Origin of the sequence: Bradyrhizobium sp. PUT101, from assembly GCF_052043945.1 — a bacterium.
GTDB lineage: Bacteria > Pseudomonadota > Alphaproteobacteria > Rhizobiales > Xanthobacteraceae > Bradyrhizobium.
This window is the reverse complement of the sequence record NZ_CP197207.1, coordinates 4,128,395-4,152,784: the sequence shown is the minus strand read 5'-3', so window position 1 is coordinate 4,152,784 and position 24,390 is coordinate 4,128,395. Positions and strand designations below refer to the sequence as shown.

Annotated in this window: 21 protein-coding genes; 7 read left to right on the top strand and 14 right to left on the bottom strand. The window is 64.2% G+C overall.

Going from position 1 to position 24,390, the window contains the following annotated elements:
- Positions 1-198 precede the first annotated feature (198 nt).
- The 3 genes from fabA (at position 199) to fabI (ending at position 2,957) form a co-directional block, all read left to right on the top strand.
- Complete coding sequence (gene fabA / locus ACSHT2_RS20120) at positions 199-720, top strand: 3-hydroxyacyl-[acyl-carrier-protein] dehydratase FabA (RefSeq protein WP_440636033.1); 522 nt, start codon at positions 199-201, stop codon at positions 718-720.
- A gap of 39 nt (positions 721-759) precedes the next feature.
- Positions 760-1,983 carry a beta-ketoacyl-ACP synthase I gene (gene fabB / locus ACSHT2_RS20115; RefSeq protein WP_440636031.1) on the top strand — a complete coding sequence of 408 codons (1,224 nt, stop codon included), beginning with the start codon at positions 760-762 and terminating at the stop codon, positions 1,981-1,983.
- Between the two features lie 173 nt (positions 1,984-2,156).
- Complete coding sequence (gene fabI, locus ACSHT2_RS20110) at positions 2,157-2,957, top strand: enoyl-ACP reductase FabI (protein WP_440636030.1); 801 nt, start codon at positions 2,157-2,159, stop codon at positions 2,955-2,957.
- Here fabI and ACSHT2_RS20105 read toward each other — a convergent pair.
- The 4 genes from ACSHT2_RS20105 to ACSHT2_RS20090 all read right to left on the bottom strand — a co-directional run bounded on the left by ACSHT2_RS20105 (position 2,954) and on the right by ACSHT2_RS20090 (position 6,007).
- Positions 2,954-3,550, bottom strand: a complete 597-nt coding sequence (locus ACSHT2_RS20105) for a glutathione S-transferase family protein (protein WP_440636028.1) — start codon at positions 3,548-3,550, stop codon at positions 2,954-2,956. The two genes, fabI and ACSHT2_RS20105, sit on opposite strands and share 4 nt — an antisense overlap.
- Positions 3,551-3,689: 139 nt before the next feature.
- On the bottom strand, positions 3,690-4,538 hold the full coding sequence (locus ACSHT2_RS20100; protein WP_440636027.1) for a hypothetical protein: 849 nt from the start codon (positions 4,536-4,538) through the stop codon (positions 3,690-3,692).
- An 81-nt stretch (positions 4,539-4,619) separates the two neighbouring features.
- On the bottom strand, positions 4,620-5,075 hold the full coding sequence (locus tag ACSHT2_RS20095; RefSeq protein WP_440636026.1) for a GNAT family N-acetyltransferase: 456 nt from the start codon (positions 5,073-5,075) through the stop codon (positions 4,620-4,622).
- 5 nt (positions 5,076-5,080) lie between these two features.
- Positions 5,081-6,007, bottom strand: a complete 927-nt coding sequence (locus ACSHT2_RS20090; protein WP_440636025.1) for a LysR substrate-binding domain-containing protein — start codon at positions 6,005-6,007, stop codon at positions 5,081-5,083.
- 114 nt (positions 6,008-6,121) lie between these two features.
- Here ACSHT2_RS20090 and katG point away from each other — a divergent pair, with 114 nt between their 5' ends.
- Positions 6,122-8,290 (top strand): catalase/peroxidase HPI, encoded by a 2,169-nt coding sequence (gene katG, locus ACSHT2_RS20085; RefSeq protein WP_440636024.1) that lies wholly within the window; start codon positions 6,122-6,124, stop codon positions 8,288-8,290.
- A 204-nt stretch (positions 8,291-8,494) separates the two neighbouring features.
- On the opposite strand, the gene fdhF is transcribed toward katG, so the two are convergent.
- The 4 genes from fdhF to ACSHT2_RS20065 all read right to left on the bottom strand — a co-directional run bounded on the left by fdhF (position 8,495) and on the right by ACSHT2_RS20065 (position 13,878).
- Positions 8,495-11,224 (bottom strand): formate dehydrogenase subunit alpha, encoded by a 2,730-nt coding sequence (gene fdhF / locus ACSHT2_RS20080; RefSeq protein WP_440636023.1) that lies wholly within the window; start codon positions 11,222-11,224, stop codon positions 8,495-8,497.
- Between the two features lie 22 nt (positions 11,225-11,246).
- The gene (gene phnC, locus ACSHT2_RS20075; RefSeq protein WP_440636022.1) at positions 11,247-12,041 is read right to left on the bottom strand and encodes a phosphonate ABC transporter ATP-binding protein; all 795 of its coding nucleotides are present in this window, start codon (positions 12,039-12,041) and stop codon (positions 11,247-11,249) included.
- Positions 12,042-12,053: 12 nt separating this feature from the next.
- Positions 12,054-12,923 carry a phosphonate ABC transporter, permease protein PhnE gene (gene phnE / locus ACSHT2_RS20070; protein ID WP_440636020.1) on the bottom strand — a complete coding sequence of 290 codons (870 nt, stop codon included), beginning with the start codon at positions 12,921-12,923 and terminating at the stop codon, positions 12,054-12,056.
- 67 nt (positions 12,924-12,990) lie between these two features.
- The gene (locus tag ACSHT2_RS20065; protein WP_440636018.1) at positions 12,991-13,878 is read right to left on the bottom strand and encodes a phosphate/phosphite/phosphonate ABC transporter substrate-binding protein; all 888 of its coding nucleotides are present in this window, start codon (positions 13,876-13,878) and stop codon (positions 12,991-12,993) included.
- Between the two features lie 278 nt (positions 13,879-14,156).
- Here ACSHT2_RS20065 and ACSHT2_RS20060 point away from each other — a divergent pair, with 278 nt between their 5' ends.
- The 3 genes from ACSHT2_RS20060 to ACSHT2_RS20050 all read left to right on the top strand — a co-directional run bounded on the left by ACSHT2_RS20060 (position 14,157) and on the right by ACSHT2_RS20050 (position 16,302).
- Positions 14,157-15,194: an NAD(P)-dependent oxidoreductase gene (locus ACSHT2_RS20060; RefSeq protein WP_440636017.1), complete on the top strand. Its 1,038-nt coding sequence runs from the start codon at positions 14,157-14,159 to the stop codon at positions 15,192-15,194.
- Positions 15,188-16,060, top strand: a complete 873-nt coding sequence (locus ACSHT2_RS20055) for a LysR family transcriptional regulator (RefSeq protein ID WP_440636016.1) — start codon at positions 15,188-15,190, stop codon at positions 16,058-16,060. Before ACSHT2_RS20060 ends, ACSHT2_RS20055 begins: the two co-directional genes overlap by 7 nt.
- A 92-nt stretch (positions 16,061-16,152) precedes the next feature.
- Positions 16,153-16,302 (top strand): hypothetical protein, encoded by a 150-nt coding sequence (locus tag ACSHT2_RS20050; RefSeq protein WP_440643044.1) that lies wholly within the window; start codon positions 16,153-16,155, stop codon positions 16,300-16,302.
- Positions 16,303-16,383: 81 nt separating this feature from the next.
- Here the strand turns inward: ACSHT2_RS20050 and pnp are convergent, their stop codons facing one another.
- The 6 genes from pnp to ACSHT2_RS20020 all read right to left on the bottom strand — a co-directional run bounded on the left by pnp (position 16,384) and on the right by ACSHT2_RS20020 (position 24,372).
- Positions 16,384-18,546: a polyribonucleotide nucleotidyltransferase gene (gene pnp / locus ACSHT2_RS20045; protein ID WP_440636014.1), complete on the bottom strand. Its 2,163-nt coding sequence runs from the start codon at positions 18,544-18,546 to the stop codon at positions 16,384-16,386.
- 376 nt (positions 18,547-18,922) lie between these two features.
- Positions 18,923-19,192, bottom strand: a complete 270-nt coding sequence (gene rpsO, locus ACSHT2_RS20040; protein WP_124162439.1) for a 30S ribosomal protein S15 — start codon at positions 19,190-19,192, stop codon at positions 18,923-18,925.
- A 2-nt stretch (positions 19,193-19,194) separates the two neighbouring features.
- A complete protein-coding gene (truB, locus tag ACSHT2_RS20035; RefSeq protein WP_440636012.1) occupies positions 19,195-20,313 on the bottom strand; it encodes a tRNA pseudouridine(55) synthase TruB in 1,119 nt (372 codons plus the stop codon).
- Positions 20,310-20,756 carry a 30S ribosome-binding factor RbfA gene (gene rbfA / locus ACSHT2_RS20030; protein WP_440636011.1) on the bottom strand — a complete coding sequence of 149 codons (447 nt, stop codon included), beginning with the start codon at positions 20,754-20,756 and terminating at the stop codon, positions 20,310-20,312. Before rbfA ends, truB begins: the two co-directional genes overlap by 4 nt.
- Before the next feature lie 153 nt (positions 20,757-20,909).
- Positions 20,910-23,618, bottom strand: a complete 2,709-nt coding sequence (gene infB, locus ACSHT2_RS20025; protein ID WP_440636009.1) for a translation initiation factor IF-2 — start codon at positions 23,616-23,618, stop codon at positions 20,910-20,912.
- Positions 23,619-23,688: 70 nt separating this feature from the next.
- The gene (locus ACSHT2_RS20020) at positions 23,689-24,372 is read right to left on the bottom strand and encodes an RNA-binding protein (RefSeq protein ID WP_440636007.1); all 684 of its coding nucleotides are present in this window, start codon (positions 24,370-24,372) and stop codon (positions 23,689-23,691) included.
- Positions 24,373-24,390 lie beyond the last annotated feature (18 nt).

Here is a 24,390-nt window from a genome sequence, read left to right as displayed (position 1 = left end):
AAATGGCCTGTGTTAGAGAGCGCGCGGTTCCGCCTTAGCCGATTTTGGTGCAGCCGGGCATGGAGGCTCGGTTCGCAGTCCATCCGGGGCTTGCGCGAGTCGCGGCCGACGGTGGCAATTGGCGTTGCTGTCCGATCGAGACGGGGCCCATTTTCGCCAAGGAACGCCGCTCAATCGGGATTGAACAGAGGCTCTTGAATGCTGAACAGGCGCAACGGTTACGACTACGAAGATCTGCTGGCCTGTGCCCGCGGCGAGATGTTCGGCCCGGGCAATGCCCAGCTGCCGCTGCCGCCGATGCTGATGTTCGACCGCATCACGGAAATCACCGACAATGGCGGCGAGTTCAGCAAGGGCCTGGTGCGCGCCGAGCTCGACGTGAAGCCTGACCTCTGGTTCTTCGGCTGCCATTTCAAGAACGACCCGGTGATGCCCGGTTGCCTCGGCCTGGATGCGCTGTGGCAAATGGTCGGCTTTTACCTCGGCTGGATCGGCGGCGAAGGCCGCGGCCGGGCGCTCGGCCTGAGCGAGCTGAAGTTCGGCGGCCAGGTGCTGACCGACGCCCGCAAGGTTGTGTACAACATCGATATCAAACGCGTGATGCGGGCAAAGCTGGTGCTCGGTATCGCCGACGGGTGGCTTTCGGTCGATGACCAGATTATTTATCGCGCCAAGGATCTGAAGGTTGGCCTGTTCAAGCAGGGCACGAGCCTGAGCTGAGCGCATCACCAAGAAGACAACGATTGAGGCGAGGCTGTCATGAGGCGGGTTGTGGTCACCGGAATGGGCATCGTCTCGTCCATCGGAAACAACACCCAGGAAGTGCTTGCGAGCCTTCACGAGGCGAAGTCGGGCATTTCGCGGGCTGAGAAATATGCCGAGCTCGGCTTCCGTTCGCAGGTGCAAGGCGAGCCCACGCTCGATCCTTCGACGGTGGTCGACCGCCGCGCGATGCGTTTCCTCGGCCAGGGTGCGGCGTGGAATCACGTCGCGATGGAGCAGGCGATCCAGGATTCCGGCCTGTCGCCCGACGAAGTCTCCAATATCCGCACCGGCATCATCATGGGCTCCGGCGGTCCCTCGGCGCGCACCATCGTCGAAGCCGCCGATATCACCCGCTCCAAGGGACCGAAGCGCGTCGGCCCGTTTGCGGTGCCCAAGGCGATGTCCTCCACGGCCTCCGCGACGCTTGCAACCTGGTTCAAGATCAAGGGCGTGAACTATTCGATCTCCTCGGCCTGCGCAACGTCGAACCATTGCGTCGGAAATGCCTACGAGACGATCCAGATCGGCAAGCAGGACATCATCTTCGCCGGTGGCTGCGAGGAGCTCGACTGGTCGCTGTCGGTGCTGTTCGACGCCATGGGCGCGATGTCCTCGAAGTACAACGACACGCCGGCCACGGCCTCGCGTCCCTACGACCTCAACCGCGATGGCTTCGTCATCGCCGGCGGCGCCGGCGTGCTGGTGCTGGAAGAGCTGGAGCATGCCAGGGCGCGCGGCGCGCGCATCTATGGCGAGATCGTCGGCTACGGCGCGACCTCGGACGGCCACGACATGGTCGCGCCGTCGGGCGAAGGCGCCGAGCGCTGCATGCGCATGGCGATGTCGACGGTGAAGACCAAGGTCGACTACATCAATCCGCACGCGACCTCGACACCTGCCGGCGATCCGCCGGAGATCGAGGCGATCCGAAAAGTGTTCGGCGTCGGTGAGAAGTGCCCGCCGATCTCGGCGACCAAGGCGCTGACCGGCCACTCGCTGGGCGCCACCGGCGTGCAGGAAGCGATCTATTCGCTGCTGATGATGAACAACGGCTTCATCTGCGAGAGCGCGCACATCCAGGAGCTCGATCCCGTGTTCGCCGACATGCCGATCGTGCGCAAGCGCATCGACAACGTCAAGATCGGCACCGTGCTGTCGAACTCCTTCGGCTTCGGCGGCACCAACGCCACGCTTGTGTTCAGCCGGCTGGATGCGTGACATCATTGTTGGCGCACTGTTGATTTTTTCGTCATGGCCGGGCTCGTCCCGGCCATCCACGTCTTGGCTTTAGGCGTCGAAGGCCGTGGATGGCCGGGACATAGGCGAGCGAAGCGACGCCGTCCTTCAGACGGCTATGCCCGGGCATGACGACAGCGGAAGGTGATCGTGAGATGGAAGGATTGATGAAAGGCAAGCGCGGTCTGATCATGGGCATCGCCAATGATCATTCCATAGCCTGGGGCATGGCGAGGACGCTGCATGCCCACGGCGCCGAGCTTGCCTTCACCTTCCAGGGCGAGGCTCTCGGCAAGCGCGTCAAGCCGCTGGCGGAGCAGCTTGGCGTGGATCTGGTGCTGCCTTGCGACGTCGAGGACATCGCCAGTGTCGATGCCACCTTCGCTACGCTCCGCGAGAAATGGGGCCGGCTCGACTTCGTGATCCACGCGATCGGCTTTGCCGACAAGAACGAGCTGAAGGGCCGCTACGCCGACACCAGCCGCGAGAATTTTTCGCGCACCATGGTGATCTCCTGCTTCTCGTTCACGGAGGTCGCAAAACGTGCCGCCGAGCTGATGACGGAAGGCGGCAGCATGATCACGCTGACGTTCGGCGCGTCGGAGCGCGCGATGCCGAACTACAACGTGATGGGCGTGGCCAAGGCGGCGCTGGAAGCCTCCGTGCGCTATCTCGCCGCCGATTTCGGACCGCGCGGCATCCGCGTCAACGCGATCTCCGCGGGCCCCATCCGCACGCTCGCCGGCTCCGGCATCGGCGAGGCGCGCGCGATGTTCGCCTTCATGCAGAAGCACGCGCCGCTTCGTCGCGGCGTCACGCTCGACGACCTCGGCGGCTCGGCGCTTTATCTGCTGTCGGATCTCTCCGGCGGCGTGACCGGCGAGATTCATTATGTGGATTCCGGCTACAACATCATCCTGATGCCGCGGCCGGACGATCTGAAGACGCCGGACTAACCCGCCGCGATCTTCTCCGCGCGCTGGAACGCCGGCCGCGCCATGCAGCGCGCCAGATAGGCGTCGAAGGCCGGGCGCGACGGCACCATCTTGAACAGGCGTACCGCGAAATTCAGGCCTGAGCCGACCGTGATGTCGGCGGCGGAAAATTCTTCGCCGAGAATCCACGGTCCTTTCTCAAGCGCGGCTTCCAGCACGTCGAACACCTGCGTCGCACTACCCCACGCCGCGGTCGAGGTCGGGATCTCGATCTTGGTGAAGATCTGGATGATGGCGGGCTCGATGCAGCCCGGCGAGAAGAACAGCCATTGCAGATAGCGCGCGCGGCGCGGGTCGGTCACCGCGGGCGCCAGTTTCGTCTCGGGATAGCGGTCGGCGATGTAAGCGCAGATGGCTGCGGCTTCCCCGAGCGCCGCGTCGCCGTCGGTCAGCGCCGGCACCTTGCCCATCGGATTGATCTTTAGAAAGACCGGCGTCTTCTGCGCGCCGGTCGAAATATCGGTCAGCACGCGCTCGTAGGGCAGGCCGCTCTCTTCCATCAGCCAAAGCGTCGTGAACGAGCGCGAGCGGGGAGACCAGTAGAGCTTGATCATGGCGAGGAGCCTCCTCAACGTGGAGCGCGACGAGGCTCATTCATCGCCTGTCCGCCGTGAATCCGCAACGTACATGTCGCAATGCATGGAGGTGATGCCTTGCGACATCTTGGTCGACTGGACCACGACGGCGAGTCGCTTAATCTTGCTTGAGGTAGCCGGGGAGAGTCCGGTCGAGCCTTGCCGCAACGAGTGCCCGGGTCCTTTCTCGCAATGTCGCATTGCTCGCTGCGGCGGCGGGAGGATCGGGAAACTGCGAATTGTCGAGCTTGGTGATCGGATCTTCCGTCAGCCTCATGCTCTCCGCGAGATTGGAGCCGAAATTCGCGAAATGCCGGTTGATCTGTTCATAGCTCCTGCCGTCAATCAGGTTGACCGCAACATTGGCGAACAAATGCGAATGTCTGGCGAAAGAGCCGAGGCCCCGGCTGTAGGCGCCGATGCCGTCCAGAACCAGGCTGGTGCCTTGCAATTCGGTCTTGTACCGCGTCACCACGAGATAGCGGTCGCAATTCGCATTGGAGGTGATGTTGCGAACGATGGCCGGTAAACGCTCGCTCGGATCAGGGAAGAGCCTGGATTTTGGATTGTAGAATGGCTCGAACGCTCCCTTGGGGTAGCTGATCTTCCTGATCGACGGATCGGCGCCGCTTGCGGCACGCACACGAGCCAGCGGGATGTCGTCAAGGCTCCAATCGTCGATCGGAATCTCGTTGAATTCGGTCTCGAACACCGTGAGGCCGAACTTCTCGACCGAGAACCGACCGCCGATCGCTGAAATGACGCCCAGGCGGCAAGGGCCGGTCTCGATCGCTGCCGGTTGCCTCGTGGCCGCATTGGCCTTCGCTGCATTTGGCTTGGAGGCGGGTTTCTTGACAGCCGGTTTGCCAGGCGCGGCAGGAGCCGCCGATGTGGGGACCTCGGCCCATCCAGTGGCAGTCAGGCACGATGAAGCGAGGATGCCGGCGACGATGAAACGACAGAACATGATCGGGGAATGAGCGGTCGATAGTGTGAGAGTTGCAAAACTAGAGCGTGTAAGCGGCGCCTGCAAGCGTGACGCGCGGCTTCAAGCTGCCCTCTTCCACCGGTAATATTTCATTATGAACCCATTCGACGGCTCGATCTCTTCCTTCTCGAATACAAAGCCCTCGCGCTCGTACCAGCGCCAGGCCTTTTCGTTCTCGCGCACGCAACGCAGGTACATTTCATCGGGCATTTGCGTCCGCGCAAACGCGAGCAGTCGCCGCCCGAGCGAACGCCCCTGATAGTCGGGCGCGACGAAGAGCATGTCGAGATAGAGCTTTGGCACATGCAGTGCCAGCATCGCAGCGATCGTGCCGTTGTCGTCGGCGACGAACAGGCTCCAGCCGTTCGCGATCTCGCGCCTGATGCGCGCACGCAGGTTGGCCAGCAGGAAGTCGCTTGTCTCGGCAAGCCCGGTCGAGGCCCAGCTCTCCATCCAGACGCGGCCGACCTCATCATACTCGTCTGCGCGGGCAGGGCGGATGACGGGATGCGGCATCGGAGCTAGGCCCGCTGGCTGCGCACGCTCTGACGCGCGCGCACCTTGCCGGCCGACAGGCAGACCACCTCGGAGATCTGCAGCAGCTGCCGTGCCAGCGGGCTGGTCTTGCGCCAGACCATGCCGATGGTGCGCGACGGCTCGGGGTCGCGGAAGCGCGCCACCGAGACCGAGGCCGATCGCGTCTCCACCGGCACCGCCATCTCCGGGATCAAGGTGACGCCGATGCCGGCGCTGACCATCTGGACCAGCGTCGAGAGTGAATTGGCGTCCAGCATCTCGCGCGGCGGCGCCGACTGCATGTTGCAGAAGGAGAGCGCCTGGTCGCGGAAGCAGTGCCCCTCCTCGAGCAGCAGGAGCCGCATCTCGCGCATCATCTCGCGCGACGGCACCGGTGTGCCCTCATCCACGCCAGGCCGCACCAGCAGGAACTTCTCCTCGAACAGAGCAACCTCGGTGAGCGAGGGCTCCGAGACCGGCAGCGCCACGATGGCGGTGTCGAGCCGGCCTTCCACCAGTTCCTGGATCAGCCGGGGAGTCATGGTCTCGCGCACGCGGATATCGAGCTCTGGATGCATGCGCGTGAGATTCTTGGTGATCTTGGGCAGCAGGTAAGGCGCGATCGTCGGGATCATGCCGATGCGCAGGCGGCCGGCAAAGCGGTCCTGCGAGGCCCGGGCGAAATCGCCGAGTTCGTCGACCGAGCGCAGGATCTCACGGACGCGCTGGGCGAGCTCCTCGCCGAACCGGGTCAGCGCGACCTGCCGCGCGCTGCGCTCCAGCAACAGCCCGCCGAGCGTCTCCTCCAGCTCCTTGATTTGCATCGACAGGGCCGGTTGCGAGATGGAACAGGATTCGGCGGCGCGGCCGAAATGGCCATGACGCGCCAGCGCATCGAAATACCGGAGCTGGCGCAGCGTCACATTTATCATAAGAAAATCCTATCGCAGCGATCACTAAAGTCAACTTCCCCTGATGGGACGCGGCGCTTAGAGTGGTTCTACCTGGTCAAGGGCGCGAGTTCGACGCCGCCAGAGGAGGTATTCATGGACGACACTTCGAAGTGCCCGTTTTCGGGCGGAAAACCCACGCGTACAAACCGCGACTGGTGGCCAACGCAGCTCAACGTCGAGGTCCTGCACAAGAACTCGGACAAGTCCGATCCGATGGACAAGGGCTTCGATTACGCCAAGGAGTTCAAGTCGCTCGACCTGAATGCGGTCATCAAGGACCTGACCGCTCTGATGACGGACTCGCAGGAATGGTGGCCCGCCGACTTCGGTCACTATGGCGGCCTCATGATCCGCATGGCCTGGCACAGCGCGGGCACCTACCGTATCACCGACGGCCGCGGTGGCGCCGGCGCCGGTCAGCAGCGCTTCGCGCCGCTCAACAGCTGGCCCGACAACGCCAATCTCGACAAGGCGCGCCGTCTGCTCTGGCCGATCAAGCAGAAATACGGCCGCAAGATTTCCTGGGCCGATCTGATGGTGCTCGCCGGCAACGTCGCGCTGGAATCGATGGGCTTCAAGACCTTCGGCTTCGCCGGCGGTCGCGTCGACGTCTGGGAGCCGGAAGAGCTCTATTGGGGTCCGGAAGGCACCTGGCTCGGCGATGAGCGCTACAGCGGTGAGCGTCAGCTCGCCGAGCCGCTCGGCGCGGTGCAGATGGGCCTCATCTACGTCAATCCGGAAGGGCCGAACGGCAAGCCGGATCCGGTCGCTGCGGCCAAGGACATCCGCGAGACGTTCGCCCGCATGGCGATGAACGACGAGGAAACCGTCGCGCTGATCGCCGGCGGCCATACCTTCGGCAAGACTCACGGCGCCGGCGATCCGTCGCTGGTCGGTCCGGAGCCGGAGGCGGGTGCAGTCGAGGATCAGGGTCTCGGCTGGAAGAGCAAGCACGGCACCGGCATGGGTGCCGATACAATCACCGGCGGTCCGGAAGTCACCTGGTCGCAGACGCCGACGAAGTGGAGCAACTACTTCTTCGAGAACCTCTTCAACTACGAATGGGAGCTGACGAAGAGCCCTGCCGGTGCCCAGCAGTGGAAGGCCAAGACTACCGAACCGGTCATTCCCGACGCCTTCGACAAGTCGAAGAAGCACGTACCGACCATGCTGACGACGGACCTCTCGCTGCGGTTCGATCCGGCCTATGAGAAGATCTCGCGCCGCTTCCTCGAGCATCCTGATCAGTTCGCGGATGCGTTTGCCCGCGCCTGGTTCAAGCTCACCCATCGCGACATGGGGCCTGTCCAGCGCTACCTCGGCCCGCTGGTGCCGAAGGAGACGCTGATCTGGCAGGATCCGATTCCGGCTGTGAACCACGAACTGGTCAGCGAGCAGGATATCGCCTCGCTGAAGACCAAGATCCTGGCTTCCGGTCTCTCGGTGTCCGAGCTGGTCTCGACCGCATGGGCGTCTGCCTCGACGTTCCGCGGCTCGGACAAGCGCGGTGGTGCCAACGGTGCGCGCATTCGTCTCGCGCCGCAGAAGGACTGGGAGGTGAACGAGCCGGCTCAGCTCTCCAAGGTGCTCGGCAAGCTCGAAGCGATCCAGAAGGACTTCAATGCGTCATCCGGCGCGAAGAAGGTCTCGCTGGCGGACCTGATCGTGCTCGGCGGCACCGCCGCGGTCGAGAAGGCCGCCAAGGATGCCGGCGTCGACGTGAAGGTCGGCTTCACGCCGGGCCGCATGGATGCCTCGCAGGAGCAGACGGATGTGACCTCCTTTGCACCGCTGGAGCCGCGCGCCGATGGCTTCCGCAACTACATCGGCAAGCGGCATCAGTTCATGCATCCTGAAGAGGCTCTCGTGGACCGCGCCCAGCTCCTGAGGCTCACCGGTCCCGAGATGACGGTGCTGGTCGGTGGCCTGCGTGTGCTCGGCGCCAATGCCGGCGGGTCGAAGCACGGCGTCTTCACCTCGAAGGTGGGTACGTTGACCAACGACTACTTCGTCAACCTGCTCGATATGAGCACGCAGTGGGCACCGCCCGGTGCCGACGGCGTCTACGAAGGGCATGACCGCAAGACCAACACCGTCAAGTGGACCGCCACGCGCGTCGACCTGATCTTCGGCTCGCACTCGCAGCTTCGCGCCTTCGCCGAGGTCTATGCCACCTCGGACTCCAAGGAGAAGTTCGTCAAGGACTTCGCCAAGGCATGGACCAAGGTGATGAACCTCGACCGATACGACATCGTGGCGTGAGGTCAGGTTCACCTCTCCCATAGGGAGAGGTCGGCGCGCAACGCCGGGTGGGGGGTTCTACTCTCTCGTGGGAGCAAACCCCTCACCCGATTTGCTTCGCAGCTCGACCTCTTCCCTCTGGGGAGAGTGAAAAGCAGCGCGCTGAAGGAACGAGGCGACAAAAGGATTTGCGCGTACTTCTGCAACGATCAGATACAGGCCCTGTTAGACTTCTGGCTCGGCGATGATCCGCGCCGCGCAATACTTGTACTCCGGGACCCGCGTGGTCGCGTCGAGTGCTGAATTCGTCAAGTCGTTGGCCGCGGCCTCGAAATAGGCGAATGGCATCCAGATCACGCCCGCCTGCAAACCGGTATCGAGGCGCGGCGCGACACTGACGCCGCCCCGTCGGGTTACGACGCGGACACGTGCGGCATGTTCGAGCCGAAGAGAATCGAACACGTCAGGCGCGACGTTGACGACCGGCCCCGGCGCGAGGGCTTCCAGCACCGGCGCGCGACGCGTCATCGAGCCCGTATGCCAGTGTTCGAGGAGCCGGCCGGTTACCAGGATCAGAGGATAGTCCGCATCGGGCTCTTCAGCAGGGCCTCGCCCATGGAGCGCGGCGAGACGGCCGCGCCCACTTGGCGTCGGAAAGCGTTCGGCGAACAGGCTTGGAGCGTGCCCAAGCGGCAGCGCGATTGCCTTCTCGCTTTCCAGCATCGACCAGCTCGTGCCCGCCAGCATCGGCACCACGGCCGCCATTTCGTCGAACAGCTCGGAGAGACCATCGTGGCGCCATGGCGCGCCGAGGCGCTTCGCCAGCGTGGAGGTGATCCACCAATCCGGACGTGCATCTCCGGGCGCTGGAACCGCGGGGGCAAGCAGTTGTACGACCCTGTCGGTGTTGGTGACCGAGCCGCTCCGCTCGGCGAGCGCCGTGGCCGGCAAGATCACGTCTGCGAACGCCGCCGTCTCGGTTGGGAAAATGTCCTGGACGACGAGATGGTCGAGCCGCGCCAGCGCCTCTCGCGTCCGTGTCAGATCGGGATTGGCCATGGCCGGATTGCCTCCGGCCACATAGAGCCCGCGGATCCTGCCGGCATGCGCCGCTTGCAGAATCTCGACCTGCGTGAGTCCCGGCGAGGCCGGCAGATCGGCGCCCCACAATGTCGACAGCCTCATCCGGGCCTGTGGATCGGCGACCGATGCATAGCCGGGAAATGACGACGGAATCAGGCCTGCGTCGCAAGACCCCTGAACGTTGTTCTGGCCCCGCAGCGGGTGCAAGCCGGAGCCGGGCTTGCCGACATGGCCGCAGATCAGCGCCAGCGCGATAACGCAGCGGATGTTGTCCGCACCGTGCACATGCTGCGACGCGCCCATGCCCCAGAAGCACATCGCGCGGTCGGCGGTCGCAAACAGACGTGCCGCCGCGGCGATCCGGTGAGCATCGACGCCGGTGAGCCGCTCGGCGAGGCTCGGTGTCATCCCGCGCACGCGCGCAGCCAGGTCGTCGAAGCCATCGATCCGGTCGCGGACGAAATCGCGGTCGTAGAGCCCTTCTGCAATCACCACGTGGAGCATTGCAGATAGGAGCGCGACGTCTGAGCCCGGTCGGAGGGCGAGGAAATGAGTGGCGTGGCGCGCGAACGGCTGGTGATACGGATCGACGAGGATCAACTTGGTGCCGCGATGCACGGCATTCTTCATGATGGTCGCGGCGACCGGATGGTTGACCTCCGGATTTGACCCGACCATCAGCGCGACATCGGCGTGTTCGATCTCATCGATCGGCACCGTCACCGCCGAATAGCCGATCGCCTCGCCGAGCGGCGGCACGGACGCGCACAGGCGCGTGCAATGATCGATATGCGGCGTGCCGAGCACCGAGCGCGCCATCTTTTGTAGAATATAGGCGTCCTCGTTGGAGGTCTTGGCAGAGCCAAGCACGGCGAGTGCATCGGCGCCGTACCGTTCGGCGACGGCTCTGAGCCCCGCTGCGGCGCGATCGAGCGCCTCGTCCCATGAAGCAGGGCGGAAGAATTCGCTCACCGCGGCGGGGCCAGGCACCGGCATCGCTCGCTTGGGTGCGTCGTCACGCCGGATCAGCGGCACTTTGAGACGATCGGGATGGTGCAGGAAGTCGAACCCGAAGCGACCCTTGACGCATAGCCGCCCATGGTTGGCCGGACCATCGGCGCCAGCCGCCTGCACGACGCGGCCACATGAGACCGTCAACTCCACGCGACAGCCGACGCTGCAGAAGGGACAGATCGTGTCCGCCGTTGTCGCCGGCACCGACCTCGCGACGGCCGGCTCGGACGAGACCGTCGCCAGCGCACCGGTCGGACAGACCTGGGCGCACTCTCCGCAAGCCACGCAGGAACTGGCGCTCAGAGGCACGTCGGCATCGAAAACGATACGGGCGTCGTTACCCCGGCCGCTCATCCCGATGACGCCGTTCATCTGAACATCCTGACATGCTGCGCGGCACAGGCCGCAGCGGATGCATGCGTCGAAGTTGACGACGATCGCTGGATGCGGTGGCACTGCCGGCTCGATCGTCGGCCGATGGCCAAACCGCGTCGCGCCGACACCAATCTGGGCGAGCGCCTCGGCGAGACGAGAGCCGGGCCGCAACGCACCCGCCCCTTGTTCAGACAGTGTCAGCTCCGCGACCACCCTGCGCGCCTGCAGCACGCGTTCGCTCGACGTACGCACGACGAGACCCTCGGCGACCTCGCGGCGGCAGGCGGGCGCGAGCTTGTTCTCGCCTTCGATTTCGACCAGGCAGAAGCGACAGGACGCCTCGGCCTCATAGCCTTCGTGGTCACACGCACAGACGGCCGGAATGATGATGCCGCGGCACCGCGCCGCCTCAAGCAAGCTCGTTCCAACGGAGACGTCGACCACGTGATCGTCGATGCGCAGCATCACGGTTGGCTCGGTCATGCCCAGGTATCCGCGGTCGGAATCAAAATGCGTAGAGCCGATCACGGACGTCACGTCCGAATTCGGAAGGCGGGCCATCGAAGAAAACCTGCCCCGCCTTGAGGGCAATGATGCGGTTGGCGTAGCGCACTGCCAGGTCGACCTGGTGAAGGCTGCACAGCACCGTGATTCCATGCTCCATGGCACTGTGCTGCATGATCTGCAGCACGTTCTCGGCCGATTCCGGATCGAGACTGGAGATCGGCTCATCGGCGAGGATGACGTCGCCTTGCTGGGCAAGCGCGCGCGCGAACGCCACCCGTTGCTGCTGGCCTCCCGACAGACGTTCGGCGCGCTGGTAGGCCTGGTCGAGCAGCCCGACACTGTCGAGACAGGCGAGCGCAAGCTGGCGATCCTCAGCGCTGAAGTGGCGGAGCAGAGCCCGCCACAAAGGTGTGGAAGCGAGCCGTGCGGCCAGCACATTGTCGATCGCCTTCAGCCGCTTCACCAGGTTGAATTGCTGAAACACGAAGCCGATCTGGCGGCGGAACTGAATAAGCTGCCGGCGCGTCAACGTCGTGACGTCGACACCGTCGATGAGAACGTGCCCCGAATCGGGTTCGATCAGCCGCGTCAGGCAGCGGAATAGGGTCGACTTGCCGCAACCGCTCGGACCAAGCAGCACCACGAATTCTCCCTCGCCGACGTCGAAGCTCACCTGATCCAAGATCTGGCGCTCGCCGAAACGCTTACATACGCTGTCGACGCGGATCGCCGGGCGTACCGGTGCGGTCGCGACCGGTCTCGCCGAAGCGTCGATCTTCACCAGGGTATTCATGATGCAGCCTCCTCAGGCCTGTTCGATGCGACGGGCGACCGGCAGCGGCCGGGCGCGGGCACTCTCGGGACTGAGCACCATGCGGCGCAGCCAGCCACTCAGGGTGTCGATGGCAACGACCATGATCAGGATCACACCGAGCACCGTGAGCAACTTCGGGAAATCGAGGAGATCGATCGAGTCTTTCAGGGTCTGGCCGATACCGCCGGCGCCGACGATGCCGAGCACCGTCGAGGCGCGGACGTTGAATTCCCAGATATAGAGGATCACCGCGACGATGTTCGGAAACACGTCGGGAAGGAGCGCATATCGGAACGTCTTGACCGGTCCAGCGCCCGTGAGCTTGATGGCCTCGATCGGTCCGGGATCAGCGGGCTCGATGACTTCGGTCAGCAGCTTGCCTAGCGCGCCCGTCATGTTGAAGGCGATGGCGAGGACGCCGGTGAACGGGCCGAAACCGACGGCAGCGACAAAGATCAAGGCGAATACTAGGATTTCGGTGCCACGGAGCAGCGAAAACACGGCGCGGACCGCGCGGTAGACGACAGGATGCGGCGTCGTGTTGCGGGCCGCGAGCGGCGCGAGCGCGCCGGCCACAACCAGTGCCAGGACCGTTCCGACGGTCGCCATCGCAAGCGTCTGGAATGCATCACGCAGAATGCGGTCGATCTCGCTGAAATCGGGGGGAAACATCTGGCCGAACCAGCCGGCAACCTTCGGCAGGCCGGTGATCAGCCTGGTGATATCGATGTCGACCGACATGAACGTCGCCGCCAGAAAGACAAGGAGCAACGTGAAACCCGCGGCGCGCGCCAAGCGCGATACGTCAAACGGCGACGGGTGCGGCTCGATATAGCGCCGGCCCGCCGTGTAGGAGGTCATCCTCACGGCTCTACTCCGATTGTTGTGGACAAAGGCGGGGCACGCGAAGGCGTGCCCCGCGCATGGATCAGACCTTGAGCTTGCCGGTGATCTGGCCAGCATCCTCAATGATCTTGTAGTCGGCATGGGTTGCGGCAACGAAGCCGTTGTATCCACTGCCCATCAACGATTGCGCCTTGTCCTCGCTTAGCCCGACCATGATGTCGCGAATGCGGGCCTTGAGGGCCGGATCGAAGCCCTTCGGCACGCAGATGGCGTCGTTCGGCAGCGGATCCGACGTCCAATAAACCTGCACCTTGTTCGGATCCATCTCGCCGGCCTCGATCATGCCGTAGCGGCCGCGGTCCATGTTGGAGCCGAGATCGACCAGACCTTGCTGGATCATCATCACGTTGTTGCCGAACGTCGCGCCTTCGCGCAGTTGGAAGAAGCTGCGCGGGTCCACGCCCTCTTTCAAGAGATGCGCATACGGGATGAGCCAACCCGACGTGTTGCCCTGGTCGCTCAACGAGAGCTTCAGGCCCTTGGCATCCTGCGGGAAGCGTTTGATCGGCAGGCCGGGACGACCTTCGACGATCGCGTGATAGATCGGTTTACCGCGGTACTTGGCGGTTGCGACGACTTCGACGCCGGCGCGGTGATGAGCGAGAACGTAGCCCCAGGGGCCAAGCCAGCCGAGATCGATATGGCCGTTCGACATCGCGACGGAGATTGCCGCCCAGCTCTCGGGTGAAACCAGTGAATAGGTGGCGCCGATCTCGTTCGCCACATGGGCGAAGACGGGCTCAAACTCCTTGACCGTGATGGCGGGTGTCGGCCGCAATGGCGCGATGGCGCAGCGCAGATGAATCTTGCCGCCGCGCCTCTCTTGGGCTCGTCCCGGCTGTGAAAGCCCGAAAGCGGCTGCGCCGACGCTTGCGGCAGCGAGCCCTCCGAAATAACGTCGCGTGATCATCGAACAGGTCCTCTTGTTGGGCAGCCCCTCTCATCCGCGAGTGGCGCAGGGAATTAATTAGCAAAGTCGATGACATCAGAATGACATTTGAAATAACAATATTAGGCCTTGGCGGCGGAGGCTGGCAGATAGTACCGAGTTTCCGCAATTTCTGGTAAGGATCGGCGGCAACGTGCAACATGCGATGTGCAACAACGCGCGAAATATGATCTATTCATTGTGTATTGGATAATTTTTTATAATGTATCCTTGGTCTCAAACCGTGAGCAAGATTCGCCATGCACACGCCTCCTCCGATCCGCACCGTCCTGATCACCGGAATGGTTCACGACGACACCCGCAATCTGCTGGCGTCGAGATTCGATCTGATCTGTAACGACCGGCCTGAGCCATGGACGCGTCAGGAGATCAGCACCCGGCTGCGATCGGCGGACGCCATGCTGGCCTTCATGACCGACACGATCGATGCCGAATTGCTCGATGCCGCGCCGAATCTGAGGATCGTGGCCGGCGCGCTGAAGGGATTCGATAATTTCGATGTCGAGGCCTGCACGCGCTGCGGCGTCTGGCTGGCGATCGTCCCCAATCACCTGACCGCGCCGAGCGCGGAGCTTGCCGTCGGCCTCGCCATCGGTCTCGTTCGCAAAGTCGCCGCGGGTGACCGGCTGATCCGAACCGGACATTTCTCCGGCTGGCGGCCGATCTTGTACGGCGGCACGCTCACCGGCGCGACGATCGGAATCGCAGGCATGGGCTTGGTCGGCCGCGCAATAGCGCAGCGCTTGTCAGGTTTTGATGCAACGATTCTCTACACTGACGCGACGCCTCTGACGGTGACGGAGGAACGAAGGCTCGGCTGCACTTTTGCTCCGCTCGATGCCATGGTCAGTCGCTCCGACATCGTGATGCTTGCATTGCCGCTAACGCCGACCACGCATCATCTGATCGACACGTCCCGTCTCGCCACCTTCAAACGCGGCGCTTGTCTGGTGAATATCGCGCGCGGGTCTCTCGTCTGCGAGCGGGACGTCGCAGAGGCGCTGAAGGCAGGCACGCTCGGAGGCTACGCGGCGGACGTATTCGAGCTTGAGGACTGGGCAATCCCGGACCGGCCGCGCGAGATCGATCCCGCGCTGCTAAGCCTGACGGACCTCACCTTGTTCACGCCGCATCTTGGTTCGGCGGTAGCCGATGTCCGTCGCGCCATCGAGTTGGAGGCCGCGCTCAACATCATTGAGTTCGCCGACGGCAGAACGCCGCGCGGCGCCATCAATCGTCCGGCGACGCGAGAATTTGCGATGGTGGAGCCATGCTAAACCTTTCCCAGGTCCAATCGTTCCTTGCGGTCGTCGACGAGGGCAGCTTCCAGACCGCGGCAGAACGGCTCGACTATTCGCAGCCGACGATCTCGTTGCAGGTCCGCAAGCTTGAAGAATTCCTTGGCGTGCAGCTGATCGCACGCAACAAATCGCGCTCGATTCTGACCCGCGACGGCGAGATGTTCCTGCCGCATGCGCGGGCACTCGTCGCTTCGGCAGGCCGCGCACGCGATCGCCTGCGGCAACGGCGGTTCACCGTGGCCGCGAGCAGCAACATCGGCGTGTATCTAGCCCCGCGCCTGCTGACCGGATTCAACACTATACACGCCGACGACGCCAAGATCGCATTGAAGATCGGCACCAACCGAGAGACCATCGATTCGCTGCTGAGCGGCGAGGCAGACGTGGCGTTGACTGAATGGTCGGAGCCGCACGGCAACGTGCGTTGGCATGCCTGGCGGCGCGAGAAGCTCGTCGTTATCGTCAGTCCCGATCATCCGCTCGCGAGCGAACGTCGGGTGCCACGGCAGAGACTGCTGGACTTTCCAATGTTGGGCGGAGAGACCGGTACCGGCACAGGTCGGATCATTCGCGACTTCCTCGGAAAGGACGCGGACCGGCTGATGAAGGGGATGCAGCTCGGTAGCACTGCTGCCGTCAAGGAGGCCGTGAAGGCCAACCTCGGCATTTCGATCGTCCTCGCCTATTCCGTCTCCGAGGATGTCGCGTTCGGCTCGCTCGTGAGCATCGAGCTCGAGGATGCCGAATTCTACAAGAGTCTGCAGGTCGGACTACAGGCGGAGGTTCCCGGGACGTCGCTCGCGCATGCCTTCGTGGCCTTCCTGTCGAGCCAGACGACATGATCATTGCGTGCTCCATCCGGCGCCCTCGGCCGCCGGCCGGGCAGTTCGCACTCATGTGAAGGCGCTGTCCTGGCAATCCCCTGGCCGCCACCATGCGCCGCAGATCCGCCATCGAGCCTGCCGTCGGCCATCTCAAGGCCGAGCATCGCATGGAACGCAACGACCTCCGGTTCAAGCACGGCGATGCCAACCACGCCGTGCTTGCCGCACTCTTCGTCCGGCCGCTGCTCAATCCGACCTGAAAACAGCAATCTTCACGGTCGGACAAATGGAAAGGGCGGCCTTTCGGCCGCCCTTCGTGTTTCTGGCTGTGGTGCGAGAGCCTACTCGCCCGCCGCTTCGCGCGGGGCCTTCTCGCCCTCGGCGGCCTTCTCCTTGGCCTCGAGGTCCTCGCCGGTGGTCTGGTCGACCACCTTCATCGACAGGCGGGTCTTGCCGCGATCGTCGAAGCCGAGCAGCTTGACCTTGACCTTGTCGCCTTCCTTGACGACGTCGGAGGTCTTCTGCACGCGGCTGGACGCGAGCTGGCTGATGTGGACGAGGCCGTCCTTGGAGCCGAAGAAGTTCACGAAGGCGCCGAACTCCATCACCTTGACGACGGTGCCGTCATAGATCTGGCCGACTTCCGGCTCGGAGGCGATCGACTTGATCCACTTGATCGCGGCCTTCATGGCCTCGCCGTCGCTGGAGGCGACCTTCACCGTGCCGTCGTCCTCGATGTTGACCTTGGCGCCGGTCTTCTCGACGATCTCGCGGATCACCTTGCCGCCGGTGCCGATCACTTCGCGGATCTTGTCGGTCGGGATCTTGAAGGTCTCGATGCGCGGCGCATATTCGCCGAGCTCGGCGCGGGCGTTGGTCAGCGCCTTGGCCATCTCGCCGAGGATGTGGATGCGGCCTTCCTTGGCCTGGCCAAGGGCGACGCGCATGATCTCTTCGGTGATGCCCTCGATCTTGATGTCCATCTGGAGCGAGGTGATGCCCTGCTCGGTACCGGCGACCTTGAAGTCCATGTCGCCGAGATGGTCCTCGTCACCGAGGATGTCGGAGAGAACCGCGAAGCGCTTGTCTTCGAGGATCAGGCCCATCGCGATGCCCGCAGTCGGCCGCTTCAACGGCACGCCCGCATCCATCAGCGCCAGCGAGGCGCCGCAGACCGACGCCATCGACGAAGAGCCGTTGGATTCGGTGATCTCCGACACCACGCGCACCGTGTAGGGGAACTCGTGGTGCGGCGGCAGCACCGGATGGATCGCGCGCCAAGCCAGCTTGCCGTGGCCGATCTCGCGGCGCTTGGTGCCGCCGAGGCGGCCGGTCTCGCCGACCGAGTAGGGCGGGAAGTTGTAGTGCAGCAGGAACGTTTCCTTGTACGTCCCGGACAGCGCGTCGATGTACTGCTCGTCCTCGCCGGTGCCGAGCGTGGTCACGACCATCGCCTGCGTCTCGCCGCGGGTGAACAGCGCCGAGCCATGGGCGCGGGGCAGCACGCCGACTTCGGCGACGATGTTGCGCACGGTCTTGGAATCGCGGCCGTCGATGCGCTTGCCGGTGTCGAGGATGTTCCAGCGAACGATCTTGGCTTCCAGCTCCTTGAACACGCCGGCGATACGGAGCTTGTCGTATTTCGGCTCCTGGCCCTCCGGGAAGTAGTGGGCGATCACCTTTTCCTTGACCTTGCCGACTGCGGCGTAGCGATCCTGCTTGACCGGAATGGCGTAGGCGGCGCGCAGCTCCTGCTCGACGACGCCGAGCATTTCCTTCTCGAGCGCGGCATTGTCGATCACGGTGACTTCGCGCGGCTCCTTCGCGGCCTTCTCGGCGAGCTCGATGATGGCGTTGATGACCGGCTGGAAGTGACGGTGACCGAACATCACTGCGCCGAGCATAATGTCTTCGTTCAGCTCCTTGGCCTCCGATTCCACCATCAGCACGGCGTCGGCGGTGCCGGCGACGACGAGGTCGAGCTGGGTGTCGACCATCTCGTCGAGCGTCGGGTTGAGCACATATTCGTCATTGACGAAGCCAACGCGAGCAGCGCCGATCGGGCCCTTGAACGGAGCGCCCGACAAGGTCAGCGCTGCCGACGAGGCCACCAGCGCAACGATGTCAGGGTCGTTTTCCATGTCGTGCGACAGCACCGTGGCGATCACCTGGGTCTCGTTGCGCCAACCGTCGACGAACAGCGGACGGATCGGACGGTCGATCAGGCGGGAGACCAGCGTCTCCTTCTCGGTCGGACGGCCCTCGCGCTTGAAATAGCCGCCGGGAATGCGGCCCGCGGCGTAGGTCTTTTCCTGGTAGTCGACGGTCAGGGGCAGGAAGTCGACGCCTTCGCGCGGCGCCTTCGCCGCGACGACGGTGGCGAGCACCACGGTCTCGCCATAGGTGGCGACGACGGCGCCGTCGGCCTGGCGCGCGATCTTGCCGGTTTCGAGCTTGAGTGGGCGTCCGCCCCAGTCGATCTCGACTGAATGCTTATTGAACATAGTGGTCTTCTTTCATGGGTTCTCGAAAGAAGGGATGCGCCGAAAAACAAAAACCATGCGCAAGATTGCGGGACGCTGATCGGAGCGGATGATCAGCGTCCTGCGATCCTGCCATGGTTTTTGGATTTCGGATGGCGTCCATCCTTTCGGGTCATACGGGCGCCTTGCCCGTTGTGCCCAGCCGCCGGATTGCTGCTGGACTGTCAGTCGGCACGAACGCGAACACCGAACCGCGGCCTTCACTCTTCATGCCCGGATGCGAATCCTCAAAGACTCGCATCCGACGCGCACGCAGCCTCGATCAAAAACCTTTAAGGAAGCGCTTTCGTTCGAAACAACGCGCGAAAACGCGCGCCAGTGGCGCGCGCAGGAACACTTAACGACGAATATTGTGCTTCTCAAGCAGCGCCTTGTACCGCGCCTCGTCCTTCTTCTTGAGATAGTCGAGGAGCGAGCGGCGGGTCGAGACCAGCTTCAAGAGGCCGCGACGCGAATGGTTGTCCTTCACGTGGGTCTTGAAATGGTTGGTGAGGTTGGTGATGCGTTCCGACAGGATCGCGACCTGAACCTCGGGCGAGCCGGTGTCGCCGGCCTTGGTGGCATTCGTCTTGATGACTTCCGCTTTGCGTTCTGCGGCAATCGACATCGTCAATTTCTCTCGTTGCGACCGGAGCTGGCAGTCAGGCCGGTCAGGTTGAACACACGCTTGGGGATGATTTCGCCATTGCCGACTTCGGCAAGCGCGAGAAGCCGGCCTGCCACCGTGACATAGACTGTGCCGCTACAAGTGGGCGCATCCCGTCCGCGCAACAAAACGGCCTGGCCCCGATGGAGCCTTGCCGCATCAGCCCGAGTGACGGCCAGTGCCGGGATGTCGTCCAGCGCGGTCTCAACGGGCAAAAGCGCGTCGGCGAGGCTGCCCTCGCCGGACGCGGCTCTATCGCACAAAGCCTCCAACTGATCCAGCGGAATCATGTCGTTCTCGCCAAATGGGCCGACCAAGGTCCGCCGCAGCGCGCAGATATGGCCGTAAGTGCCGAGAATCCGGCCCATATCGCGGGCCAGGGCGCGGACATAGGTGCCCTTGCCGCACTCGGCCTCGAATACGGCCCGGTCCTTATCCGGTTGATCCACAAGGGTTAAATGGTGAATCTCGACCGGCCGGGGGGCCAGTTCCACGACCTCGCCATCGCGCGCAAGGTCATAGGCGCGCTCGCCCTGGACCTTGATTGCGGAATAGCGCGGCGGGATCTGCTCGATCACCCCGGTGAAGCGGGGCAGGAGGGCCAGGATGGCGTCCCGGGTCGGGCGCTGGTCGGAGGTTGCAGTGACACGGCCCTCGATGTCGTCGGTGTCGCGCTCCTCGCCCCAGCAGACCGTGAACTGGTAGCGCTTGCGGCCATCCATCACGAAGGGGACGGTCTTGGTGGCTTCGCCGAGTGCGATCGGCAGCCCGCCCGAGGCGAGCGGATCGAGCGTACCGGCGTGGCCGGCGCGCTTGGCGTTGAACAGGCGCTTGAGCACGGCAACCGCCTGCGTCGAGGTCATTCCGATCGGCTTGTCGAGCACGACCCAGCCATGGACGTCGCGGCGGTCCCGGCGCGGCTGGTTGCCCTTCTGCTGCTTGGCGCGTGGATCGTTGTTGACGCGGCGCGGCTCCTGATGCGGCCGGGCATCGCTTCCCAACTCCGCGAAATTATTCTTCTGCACATCGCGCTGATCGGCATCGTTGCCGCCGATCGTGCCGTGAGCCGGGTCCGTGGTCATTGCTCTTCTTCCCGATCCGAAGCCGGATTCTGTTCCAGATCCTTGTCCAAGTCCTTCTGCACCGCAGGTGTTCGCAAAAGCTTCTCGATCCGTTCCGCTTCGTCGAATCGCTCGTCGACGCGGAAGCGAACGTCAGGTGCAAATTTCAGGTTAACGCGCCGCGCGATCTCGCCGCGCACGAATTTCTTGTTGCGCTCGAGCGCCGCGATGACGACCTCGGTGTCGCGGCCACCGAGCGGCATCACGTAGACCGTCGCGAGCTTCAGGTCGGGCGACATCCGCACCTCCGGCACGGTGATGATGTGACCTTCGAGATCCGCATCATGCACATTGCCTTGCGCCAGAATGTCGGCCATCGCGTGGCGAACCTGCTCGCCGACGCGCAACTGACGCTGCGAGCCCCCGCCGGGCGCGGAACTCTTCTTCTGATGATGGCGTGGCATTCTCGAAAATCACCTCGTCATGCCCGTACTTGGGACACGGGCATTGTCGTTTTCCTGTTGAAACGAAGAGGGGTGGATGGCCGGAAAAATCCGGCCATCGCACTCCCGCAATTTCAGTTCAAAAAGATCCGAACGCTTCGGTAAGATTTGGACTTACAGGGAGCGCTGGATCGTCTCCACGCGATAACACTCGATCACGTCGCCGGCACGCATGTCGTGATAGCTCTCGAAGGCCATGCCGCATTCCTGACCGGACTGGACTTCCTTCACTTCGTCCTTGAAGCGCTTCAGCGTCGACAGCTTGCCTTCGTGCACCACGACGTTGTCGCGGATCAGGCGCACATTGGCGCCGCGTTCCACGGTGCCGTCGGTGACGCGGCAGCCGGCGACCTTGCCGACCTTGGAGATGTTGAAGATCTCCAGGATCTCGGCATTGCCCAGCATGGTTTCGCGCAAGGTCGGCGCGAGCAGGCCGCTCATCGCCTTCTTCACGTCGTCCACGAGGTCGTAGATGATGTTGTAGTAGCGGATCTCGATGCCGTTGCGCTTGGCGGCCGCAGCGGCTTCCTTGTTTGCACGAACCGAGAAGCCGATGATCGCGGCGTTGAAGCCTTCGGCCAGCGTCACGTCGGATTCCGAGATGCCGCCGACGCCGGCATGCAGGATGCGGGCTGCGACTTCGTCGGTGCCGAGCTTCTCCAGCGAGCCGAGGATCGCTTCCAGCGAGCCCTGCACGTCGGCCTTGACGATCAGCGGGAATTCCTTGCGGCCCGCCGTCTTCAATTGCGACATCATCTGCTCGAGCGAGCCGCGCATGCCGGAGATCGAGGCTGCCGCGTTCTCGCGCTTCTGGTGCGCACGGTAGCTGGTGACCTGTCGGGCGCGGGCTTCGTTCTCGACCACTGCGAGACGATCGCCGGCTTCGGGCGGACCGTTGAAGCCGAGCACTTCGACCGGCACCGAGGGACCGGCCTCCTGCACCGTCTCGCCCTGATCCGAGATCAACGCGCGGACACGGCCCATTTCGGCGCCGGCGACGATGATGTCGCCGACCCGGAGCGTGCCGCGCTGCACCAGCACGGTCGCGACCGGACCGCGGCCGCGATCGAGCTTGGCCTCGATCACGGTGCCTTCGGCCGGACGCTGCGAATTGGTCTTCAGGTCGAGGAGTTCGGCCTGGAGGGCGATCATCTCGAGCAGCTTGTCGAGATTGGTCTTGTTCTTGGCGGACACCTCGACGTCGACGACCTCGCCGCCGAAGGATTCCACCTGCACCTCGTGCTGGAGCAGCTCGGTGCGCACGCGCTCGGGCTTGGCGTCGGGCTTGTCGATCTTGTTGATGGCAACGATGATCGGCACCCGCGCCGCCTTGGCGTGGTTGATGGCTTCGACCGTCTGCGGCATCACGCCGTCATCGGCCGCGACCACCAGCACGACGATGTCGGTGACCTTGGCGCCGCGGGCGCGCATCGCGGTGAATGCGGCGTGGCCGGGCGTGTCGATGAAGGTGATCTTCTTGCCGCTTTCGGGCGACACCACCTGATAGGCGCCGATGTGCTGGGTGATGCCGCCGGCCTCGCCGGAGACGACGTTGGCGTGGCGGAGTGCGTCGAGCAGCGAAGTCTTGCCGTGGTCGACGTGACCCATCACGGTCACGACGGGCGAGCGCGTCTCGGTGTCGGTGGAATCGTCGACGGTGTCGAACAGGCCTTCTTCGACGTCCGACGCGGCAACGCGTTTGACGGTGTGGCCCAGTTCTTCGGCGATCAGCTGCGCGGTGTCGGCGTCGATCACGTCGGTGATCTTGTGCATCGCGCCCTGCTTCATCAGCATGCGGATGACGTCGACCGCGCGCTCGGCCATGCGGTTGGCGAGCTCCTGGATGGTGATCGCTTCCGGAATGATCACCTCGCGGATGAGCTTTTCCTTCGGCTCGTTCGAGGCATGGCCCTTCAGGCGCTGGGTGCGGCGGCGGAACGAGGCGATCGAGCGCTCGCGCACCTCGTCGGCGTTGAGCGCGGTGACCACGGTGAGGCGGCCGCGCTCTTTCTGCGGGCCGGGCTTGTGCGTGGTCTTGGGGGGAGGCGCGGGACGCGCGGCGCCGCCGGGACCGCGACGGATCTGGCGCGGAGCCTCTTCCTCGTCGGGCTCGGCCGCAACTGCGGGGCCGCGACCTGCCGGTGCACCCGGACGCTGCGCGGTCGTCGTTGCGGGACGCGCCGTCGTGGTTCCCGGGCGGGTCGTGGTGGTTCCGGGCCGGGCCGCGGGGGCGCCGGGCCGCGGCGCAGGCGCGGCCGGTGCCGCGGTTGCGGGACGCGCGGCCGCTGCCGGCTGCTCGCCTTCGCCAAAACGCTTCTTGGCTTCGGTCTCGGCCTTCCGCTTGGCTTCGTCCTCGTGGCGATGGCGCTCGTCCTCGGCCTTGCGACGGGCTTCGGCGGCTTCGCGCTCGGCGCGTTCGGCGGCCTCGCGGACCGCGCGGCGCTGGGCCTCTTCCTCGGCCTGGCGGCGTTCTTCGACTTCGCGCAGCTTGGCATCGGCCAGCGCGCTGGCACGGGCCGAACGCTCGTCCTCGGTCAGGGTGCGCAACACCACGCCGGAACCGGCGTTGCGAGGCGGGGCGGGCGGAGCCGGGCGCGACGGCGCGGCGGGTGCGGCCAGCGCCGGCTTTGCAGCCACCTCAGGCGCGTGCGGCTCGGGACCATCGCCGATGCGGCGCTTGCCGCGCTTCTCGACCACGACCTGCTTGCTGCGGCCATGGCTAAAGCTCTGGCGCACGGTCCCCGTTTCGACGCGCGGCTTGAGCGATAGCGTCTTGCTCGGAACGCTCAGCTTCTTGTCGCCAGGGGTCTTGGTATCAACCATTCAGCAGTCCTAATCCTGATTTATCGGTGTTGTGCGTTGCCGCACCGTCCAATTGGGTCGTCGTTGTCTCTCAGAAATCCTGGCCGTGCTTTTCGGCAGTCTTGTCATCGTCCGCCATCCGGTATCGGACCAGCATCTGGCTACGTGACAGGAATGACCTGCTCGCCGGGCCCGCGAGCAGCGCAGCATGTATCACATTTGACCGGGTGAGTGCCAAATCCAATTCTATCGATTTCAGTGCAGTTACGACGGGAATCTGCGGCTGAGCGCCGCGATTTCCGACATTTTGACGTGCCAGCATGTCCAATTTGCGGATTCCGTCCGCGGCCCCGTCGCTGGCATGGATCAGGACCTCGACCGTGCCTTCCCGAAGGGCGCTCTCGACCTTGCCAAAGCCGGCCACGACCTGGCCCGCCTTGGCGGCGATCCCAAGGGCTTCCGTCACGCTCCGAACCAGGAGCGCCTCGATGTCGGTGGGAAGCGTCTGAGGGATGCGCAGGTCGCGCTTGAAGGCCTTGCTAAATTGGTGACGACGAACAGCTTCTGCAACCACCTTGCGTGAGGCGGTGATCCACATGCCGCGTCCGGGCAGCTTGCGCTTGAGATCGGGAACCACGTCGCCTTGCGGCGATACGACAAAGCGGATCAGCTCGTCGATGGGCCGGACCTCGCGACTGACCGCGCACATGCGCATGGTCGCGGACCTTTCGGTCCGCGGCCCATGGTCGAGTTCGCTGTCAATGCTGGCGAGCATCCGGGCGACATCCTCCTC

Excerpts from the sequence above, each read along its gene's own strand:
- fabA (WP_440636033.1), top strand. The coding sequence starts at position 199 with ATGCTGAACAGGCGCAACGGTTACGACTACGAAGATCTGCTGGCCTGT.
- fabB (WP_440636031.1), top strand. The coding sequence starts at position 760 with ATGAGGCGGGTTGTGGTCACCGGAATGGGCATCGTCTCGTCCATCGGA.
- fabI (WP_440636030.1), top strand. The coding sequence starts at position 2,157 with ATGGAAGGATTGATGAAAGGCAAGCGCGGTCTGATCATGGGCATCGCC.
- ACSHT2_RS20105 (WP_440636028.1), bottom strand. The coding sequence starts at position 3,550 with ATGATCAAGCTCTACTGGTCTCCCCGCTCGCGCTCGTTCACGACGCTT.
- ACSHT2_RS20100 (WP_440636027.1), bottom strand. The coding sequence starts at position 4,538 with ATGTTCTGTCGTTTCATCGTCGCCGGCATCCTCGCTTCATCGTGCCTG.
- ACSHT2_RS20095 (WP_440636026.1), bottom strand. The coding sequence starts at position 5,075 with ATGCCGCATCCCGTCATCCGCCCTGCCCGCGCAGACGAGTATGATGAG.
- ACSHT2_RS20090 (WP_440636025.1), bottom strand. The coding sequence starts at position 6,007 with ATGATAAATGTGACGCTGCGCCAGCTCCGGTATTTCGATGCGCTGGCG.
- katG (WP_440636024.1), top strand. The coding sequence starts at position 6,122 with ATGGACGACACTTCGAAGTGCCCGTTTTCGGGCGGAAAACCCACGCGT.
- fdhF (WP_440636023.1), bottom strand. The coding sequence starts at position 11,224 with ATGACCGAGCCAACCGTGATGCTGCGCATCGACGATCACGTGGTCGAC.
- phnC (WP_440636022.1), bottom strand. The coding sequence starts at position 12,041 with ATGAATACCCTGGTGAAGATCGACGCTTCGGCGAGACCGGTCGCGACC.
- phnE (WP_440636020.1), bottom strand. The coding sequence starts at position 12,923 with ATGACCTCCTACACGGCGGGCCGGCGCTATATCGAGCCGCACCCGTCG.
- ACSHT2_RS20065 (WP_440636018.1), bottom strand. The coding sequence starts at position 13,878 with ATGATCACGCGACGTTATTTCGGAGGGCTCGCTGCCGCAAGCGTCGGC.
- ACSHT2_RS20060 (WP_440636017.1), top strand. The coding sequence starts at position 14,157 with ATGCACACGCCTCCTCCGATCCGCACCGTCCTGATCACCGGAATGGTT.
- ACSHT2_RS20055 (WP_440636016.1), top strand. The coding sequence starts at position 15,188 with ATGCTAAACCTTTCCCAGGTCCAATCGTTCCTTGCGGTCGTCGACGAG.
- ACSHT2_RS20050 (WP_440643044.1), top strand. The coding sequence starts at position 16,153 with ATGCGCCGCAGATCCGCCATCGAGCCTGCCGTCGGCCATCTCAAGGCC.
- pnp (WP_440636014.1), bottom strand. The coding sequence starts at position 18,546 with ATGTTCAATAAGCATTCAGTCGAGATCGACTGGGGCGGACGCCCACTC.
- rpsO (WP_124162439.1), bottom strand. The coding sequence starts at position 19,192 with ATGTCGATTGCCGCAGAACGCAAAGCGGAAGTCATCAAGACGAATGCC.
- truB (WP_440636012.1), bottom strand. The coding sequence starts at position 20,313 with ATGACCACGGACCCGGCTCACGGCACGATCGGCGGCAACGATGCCGAT.
- rbfA (WP_440636011.1), bottom strand. The coding sequence starts at position 20,756 with ATGCCACGCCATCATCAGAAGAAGAGTTCCGCGCCCGGCGGGGGCTCG.
- infB (WP_440636009.1), bottom strand. The coding sequence starts at position 23,618 with ATGGTTGATACCAAGACCCCTGGCGACAAGAAGCTGAGCGTTCCGAGC.
- ACSHT2_RS20020 (WP_440636007.1), bottom strand. The coding sequence starts at position 24,372 with ATGCTCGCCAGCATTGACAGCGAACTCGACCATGGGCCGCGGACCGAA.